Below are 6235 nucleotides of genomic sequence, written 5' to 3' on the forward strand. Positions count from 1 at the left end.
GATGGCGGCAGTCAGGGTAGTTTTACCATGGTCAACGTGGCCGATAGTACCGACGTTAACGTGTGGTTTTGTGCGTTGAAACTTTTCTTTAGACATCGATTGTCCCTCTAAGACACGAATAAACCGGTGTTATCACCACATCAACCAAGCGCAAGCTTGTTGAATTTATTTTCTATCTAACAGAAAGTGAATCAGGAGGGAGACTAGAAGTGGTGCTGATAGGCAGATTCGAACTGCCGACCTCACCCTTACCAAGGGTGCGCTCTACCAACTGAGCTATATCAGCACATTGGAGCGGGCAGTGGGAATCGAACCCACATCATCAGCTTGGAAGGCTGAGGTAATAGCCATTATACGATGCCCGCATCCTGGAACTCGGCTACCTGATATTTCTGTAGATTATTGAAAGGTCCGAAGGTTCCGAACCCGATTGAAGACTCTCGCCTTCACCTCACCGCATGATGCTTGTGCAGTCAGGGTCACCTCCGCTGCCGGAGATTCAATTTGGTGGTGGGGGAAGGATTCGAACCTTCGAAGTCTGTGACGGCAGATTTACAGTCTGCTCCCTTTGGCCGCTCGGGAACCCCACCTGATTTTTGTTTGGTGCCGGCAGAAGGAGTCGAACCCTCGACCTACTGATTACAAGTCAGTTGCTCTACCAACTGAGCTATGCCGGCATCAAGTGCTGCGCATTCTAGGTAGAGCTGGCGCCCTATGCAACAAAAAAATTGCGTAATTTGCACTTTCGCTCATAAAACATGCGATTTTTCACTGACGCGCCCGAAGTTGATTATTATTCATGCATCGATGCGGTATCAATAGGCGGATAGTCTTTATTTTGCCCGGGGCAAGGGCAGGCAGTCATCCCGGCATCGCTCAGCCCCGGAGGCGTCGAATTGGATGCGTTTTATTTGACGGCGGAACATCTCATTACTGTAATGTGACACGCATCACATTATTGGAGAAAATACTCTCTGCTTGTATAATACCGGATATTATCTTTTCGCCTTTACCCCCTCTATGATTAAAACAGGTGGTAGCAGCGCGCTCGTTAATTTCCATACTCCATCCCCTCAAGCCTGCCGGCTTACCTCTCTTTGTACCAGCAAGAGGATGACATGATGAAAATAGAACTTCTGAGTGCTGCCACCCTCCCCGCCTATCGAGGTTCGCTCGCCGCTCTGCTGATTGATGCCGTCTCTCATGGCGCATCTGTCGGGTATAAAAGCATACTCAGCCAAGAGGAAGCAGAGAGCTATTTTCACAGTCTGCGGCCGGACATTGCTAAAAATAATTTGCTGCTGTGGATTGCCCATGACCATCACGGCCTGGCCGGCAGCATTCAGCTCGAATTATGTCAAAAGCCAGACGGTCGCAACCGGGCAGAAATTCAAAAATTACTGGTCCACAGTCGCAATCGCCGCAAAGGCGTTGGCAAAGAGTTATTGAAAGTATTGGAACGAACCTCTTTAGCCCAGCGGCGCGGCATATTGCATCTGGATACGGAGGCCGGTTCCGCCGCTGAGTCGTTTTACCGCGCGCAGGGCTATCGCTGCCTGGGCGAAATCCCCGATTACGCCTGCTCGCCCGACGGGATATATCGCCCGACGGTGATTTACTACAAGCGTCTGTTTGCCGTCAATCAGCACGTCGGCTCCATTGCCAACTGACGATCTTGGTCGCCTCGGCTTTCCAATCCTCTTCATGAGTCATTGTCACAATTACGCACCACAGGCTGAAAAAACACTCTACGAGCGAATCGAAGCTGTCTATACTATGCAGCTTATTTTCGTCCCGGGCGTTTGATTTCCCCCGGTTGGACCTGAGTCATGGGCTGGCTAAACTTATGATAATACGTGATCAATTACCTACTACCCCCTACCTTGAATTTACGCGGGAGCAGTGGGCGGCATTACGTAACTCTGTGCCACTGACTCTCACGCAGGACGAAATCAAAAAGCTCAAAGGTATTAACGAAGACTTGTCGCTGGATGAAGTTGCCGAAATCTACTTGCCGCTGTCGCGTCTGCTTAACTTCTACATCAGCTCGAACCTGCGTCGTCAGGCGGTTCTGGAACAGTTCCTCGGCACCAATGGACAGCGCATACCCTATATCATCGGTATTGCTGGCAGCGTTGCCGTGGGCAAGAGTACTACCGCTCGCGTGCTGCAGGCATTACTGAGCCGCTGGCCTGAGCATCGCACTGTCGAACTTATTACCACAGACGGTTTTCTGCACCCTAACCAGGTGCTCAAAGAGCGGGGCCTGATGAAGAAAAAGGGCTTTCCGCAATCTTATGACACTCGCAATCTGGTTAATTTCGTTTCCGAAGTTAAATCCGGCGTCAGTCCGGTTACCGCGCCGGTATACTCGCATCTGATATACGATGTGGTGCCTGGTGATAATAAAGTAATCACTCAGCCGGATATCCTGATCCTCGAAGGCCTTAATGTACTGCAGAGCGGCACGGATTATCAGCGTGCCTCTCATCATGTGTTTGTCTCTGATTTTGTGGATTTTTCAATCTACGTGGATGCGCCGGAAGATTTACTGCAGGGGTGGTATATCAACCGGTTCCTTAAATTCCGCCAGGGCGCGTTTTCCGATCCGGATTCCTATTTCCATAACTACGCTAAATTAACTGAAGAGGAGGCGGTGGAAATCGCAACTCAGCTTTGGACGGAAATCAACGGGCTTAACCTCAGGGAAAATATTCTACCCACACGAGAAAGAGCCAGCCTGATCCTGACTAAAAGTACCGGACATGCCGTGGACAATGTGCGTTTGAGAAAGTAACGGCCAGCAGTGGCCGTTAAGCATCACCTCGCAGGGATATTTCACCGCCAAGATAGGGTTTTATTTCACCCCCCTGATCAAGCAGCAGCGCGCCCTGTGCGTTAATCCCCCTTGCAATTCCTTTGATAACCTGTTCGCCAATCAACAGCTTTACTGGCCGATTATTATAATTATCCAGGGGTTGCCAGCGGGCGACGAAAGGCGCAAAGCCCTCCCGTTCAAACACCTGCAAGGCTTCCCTTAGTTGAGTCACAAGCCGTGCAGCCAAAGCATTGCGGTCAATGGTAATACCGGCTTCCTGCAGATTGATCCACCCCTGATCTATCACGCCGGATGATGATTTACTCATGGTCAAGTTGATACCGGCACCTATCACCAGATTAGCCGCATCACCCGCTTTGCCGCTGATTTCTACCAGAATCCCGGCCAGTTTGCGATCTTTAAGGTACAAATCGTTCGGCCACTTTACCCGCACATCGCTGGCACCCATTTGCTGCATCACTTCGGCCATGACAATACCGATAGCCAAACTGAGGCCTATAGCTGCCGCTGGTCCTTGCTCAAGCCGCCAGTAAAGCGACAGATAGAGATTGCTGCCAAACGGAGAAATCCATTGCCGACCACGCCGACCACGCCCTTTGTTCTGGTATTCAGCAACGCAGGCATCCCCTGACTTGAGCGTGCCGATCCTGTCCATCAGATACTGATTGGTCGAATCGATGACCGGCAAAACCGCCACTCTTCCGCCATGGGTCAGCGCGTTGATGCCAGCATCGTCCAGAAGCTGCATTGGGCCGTCCAGGCGATAGCCTTTTCCCGGCACCGTGTAGACGTCAACCCCCCATTCTCTGAGCGTCTGAATATGCTTATTTATGGCAGCTCGGCTCATGCCCAGCATTTCGCCGAACTGCTCGCCTGAATGAAAGGCGCCATCAGAGAGCAACCCAATCAGTTTCAGAGGTATGCTGTTATCTTTCATGATAGCGTCTCCACGGCGTTCACTTCCCCTCTTGAGCCGATAAAACGGACCTCAGGCTCAAGCCAGATAGCGAATTTGTCTGCAACCTGATGTCGAACATGGCGCGCCAGGGCCACCATATCACGACCCGAGGCCGAGCCGCGGTTGATCAGCACCAGGGCCTGTTTATCGTGCACTGCCGCCTCACCGAGGCGAAAGCCTTTCAGGCTGCATTGATCGATTAACCAGCCTGCGGCCAGCTTTACCTGACCATCAGGTTGCGTGTAGTGCGGCGCGCCCGGGTAAGCTTTCAGCAATGTTTCGGCCGCAGCGGCGCTGATAACCGGATTTTTGAAGAAGCTACCCGCATTGCCGGTGACGCGCGGATCAGGTAATTTTGTCCGCCGCATATGACAGACCGTATCAAACACCTGAGCGGGGGTTGCCGTCGCGGGATCAAGGCGAGCAAGATCGCCATAGGTCAAAACAGGCAACCATGTTTTGGATAACATCAGGCCTACCGCCACTATGGCATAGTTATCCCGGTACTGGTGCTTGAAAATACTCTCACGATAACCGAACCGACAGTCGGCCTTACTGAGACGAATTTTTTCTCCGCTGGCAAGGTCCAAGACCTCGACATATTCGCAGCGGCTTTCGAACTCGACGCCATAAGCGCCGATATTTTGAATGGGCGCGGAACCGACGCATCCAGGAATCAAAGCCAGGTTTTCAAGACCAGGCATACCGTCCGCCAGGGTGTTAGAGACCAGTTCGTGCCAGTCCTCTCCTGCGCCGATATGCAGATGCCATGCTTCTGCCGTTTCTTGCACGGTGATGCCTTTAATCCGATTGAGCAATATCGTGCCGCAGTAATTTTCCAGAAACAGCACATTGCTGCCGCTGCCGAGTAGCATCACCGGTACTTGCCGTCGCTGGGCCTGCCGCCAGTTTTCCATCATTTGTGCTTCGGTCTCTACCCTGACTACGTGACTTGCTCGCGCATCAATGGCAAAAGTATTCAGCTGTTTAAGCGTTACACCATGAGTCAACATTCTTGAGTCCACCTTTTTCTACTGCCGTCAGTTTACCTGATTACGGCAGTTTCCAGCGAGCAACATTTAGCGGTGGATATGGCTCCTCCTGATCGAATATTGGCCATCACCTGCGGCCTGAAATTGATATCGGTGTAAATATTATCAGACAGGCAGTCAATATTATTTACGACAATTTTAAGCTTGCCTCCTGACAAATGTGACTACCTGGTCATTATGAAAAAATATAGGAGACATGATTTATGAATTTTTAGATGAAATTGATATTAAATCAGCCTATGAAAGTTAATAATTCTTTTGCTATTTTCAACCCTATTCCATCAATGAACTACCCTTAGGCGTCAATGAACCATCTTTCCTGATATATACACTTAAACATGCCGGACTCAAATTATAGTCTTTCGCAAAATCATCTCTGCTTATATCCAAGACATCAGACGCCTTGATTTCCTGGAATATTTTAATATGTTCATTTCTTATTATGGTATATTTTACGTCTAGTGAATGCCCTATTCGAGTCAATCCTCTTGCAGTGAGAGTCCCATCAGACTTAACATAGCTATTCAGACTGTTACGATTGAGTTTATTATCCCTGATAAACTTGCTCATTGTCGTTTGTTCTCGTTGATGTGCGGGCATATCTTTCCAAGTGTTGATCATGTCTGTTGATATTTTCGGAGGCGGTCCTGCAACAGGCTGATTACTGACACGATAGAACCCTTCGGCATAACAATATGCACACGTTGGATCACCGAGTCGTAGATTCATACCGGCGTTATCATGTTGGTTTTCTATACCTGAATTGCCCTTTGGACTGCTTAAATCGAGTGGTTCATCCCACTGGTTATAGTTTATTCCGATCCCTTGCGTGTTGTGAAACATTCCTCGCTGCCCTCCACATAGCTGATTTGACTCGTCCTTTAAATTTAAATTTAGAGGATCACTGGCTATACTAATTGGTTTAAATACCTGGCTTATTATTTATTTAATCGATTACGCGGTTATAGACTTAAGCCGCGAATATTTTTATCATTCAGCCATGATATTTTCAATTAAATAGCGGACCATTATGACTTTCCGTTTAAAGTGCTTAAAAAGGATCCACGGCCTGACGGATACCGTTTCTGTGTTTGTTACAAACTAAACACCAGTTATAAAGTTTTTAACGTCGCTATCAGAGATATATTTAAGTGTATTAATATAGTTATGCCTTAAAACTGCCGACAGCTTTTATCAACGGCGTAATATTATCGAGTATGTCCCATGAACCTCTGTTTATTTCAATTAGGCAGCAGAGTATGACGATACAGCGGGTCAGGTTTCATTAATCGAGCTGGTGCAAAAGCATATTCGCTCCCGTGACCTGCTGGAAATGAGCCCGGCATTGACCCATTTGCTCAACACCTGGCCGCTTAAGCCGGCACT

Annotated in this window: 6 protein-coding genes and 4 tRNA genes; 2 read left to right on the forward strand and 8 right to left on the reverse strand. The window is 49.0% G+C overall.

The window, feature by feature from the left end:
- The 5 genes from EDC52_RS19475 to EDC52_RS19495 form a co-directional block, all read right to left on the reverse strand.
- Positions 1-96 (reverse strand): GTP-binding protein (locus EDC52_RS19475; RefSeq protein WP_230468069.1); only part of this gene is annotated, 96 nt, incomplete at its 3' end.
- 114 nt (positions 97-210) lie between these two features.
- Positions 211-286 (reverse strand) — tRNA-Thr (locus tag EDC52_RS19480).
- 4 nt (positions 287-290) lie between these two features.
- Positions 291-365: transfer RNA gene (locus EDC52_RS19485), tRNA-Gly, on the reverse strand.
- Positions 366-505: 140 nt separating this feature from the next.
- Positions 506-590 (reverse strand) — tRNA-Tyr (locus EDC52_RS19490).
- 11 nt (positions 591-601) lie between these two features.
- Positions 602-677 (reverse strand) — tRNA-Thr (locus tag EDC52_RS19495).
- Positions 678-1121: 444 nt separating this feature from the next.
- Here EDC52_RS19495 and EDC52_RS19500 point away from each other — a divergent pair.
- Both EDC52_RS19500 and coaA read left to right on the forward strand, forming a co-directional pair.
- On the forward strand, positions 1122-1670 hold the full coding sequence (locus tag EDC52_RS19500) for a GNAT family N-acetyltransferase (RefSeq protein WP_131867995.1): 549 nt from the start codon (positions 1122-1124) through the stop codon (positions 1668-1670).
- Positions 1671-1846: 176 nt separating this feature from the next.
- Positions 1847-2797 (forward strand): type I pantothenate kinase, encoded by a 951-nt coding sequence (gene coaA, locus EDC52_RS19505; RefSeq protein WP_131867987.1) that lies wholly within the window; start codon positions 1847-1849, stop codon positions 2795-2797.
- A 16-nt stretch (positions 2798-2813) separates the two neighbouring features.
- On the opposite strand, the gene birA is transcribed toward coaA, so the two are convergent.
- From birA to EDC52_RS19520, 3 genes are all read right to left on the reverse strand, one after another.
- Positions 2814-3776 (reverse strand): bifunctional biotin--[acetyl-CoA-carboxylase] ligase/biotin operon repressor BirA, encoded by a 963-nt coding sequence (birA, locus tag EDC52_RS19510; RefSeq protein WP_131867989.1) that lies wholly within the window; start codon positions 3774-3776, stop codon positions 2814-2816.
- Positions 3773-4810 (reverse strand): UDP-N-acetylmuramate dehydrogenase, encoded by a 1038-nt coding sequence (murB, locus tag EDC52_RS19515; RefSeq protein WP_131867991.1) that lies wholly within the window; start codon positions 4808-4810, stop codon positions 3773-3775. Before murB ends, birA begins: the two co-directional genes overlap by 4 nt.
- A 312-nt stretch (positions 4811-5122) precedes the next feature.
- Positions 5123-5692 carry a hypothetical protein gene (locus tag EDC52_RS19520; RefSeq protein ID WP_131867993.1) on the reverse strand — a complete coding sequence of 190 codons (570 nt, stop codon included), beginning with the start codon at positions 5690-5692 and terminating at the stop codon, positions 5123-5125.
- Positions 5693-6235: the final 543 nt, after the last annotated feature.

The organism is Biostraticola tofi (assembly GCF_004343195.1).
GTDB lineage: Bacteria > Pseudomonadota > Gammaproteobacteria > Enterobacterales > Enterobacteriaceae > Biostraticola > Biostraticola tofi.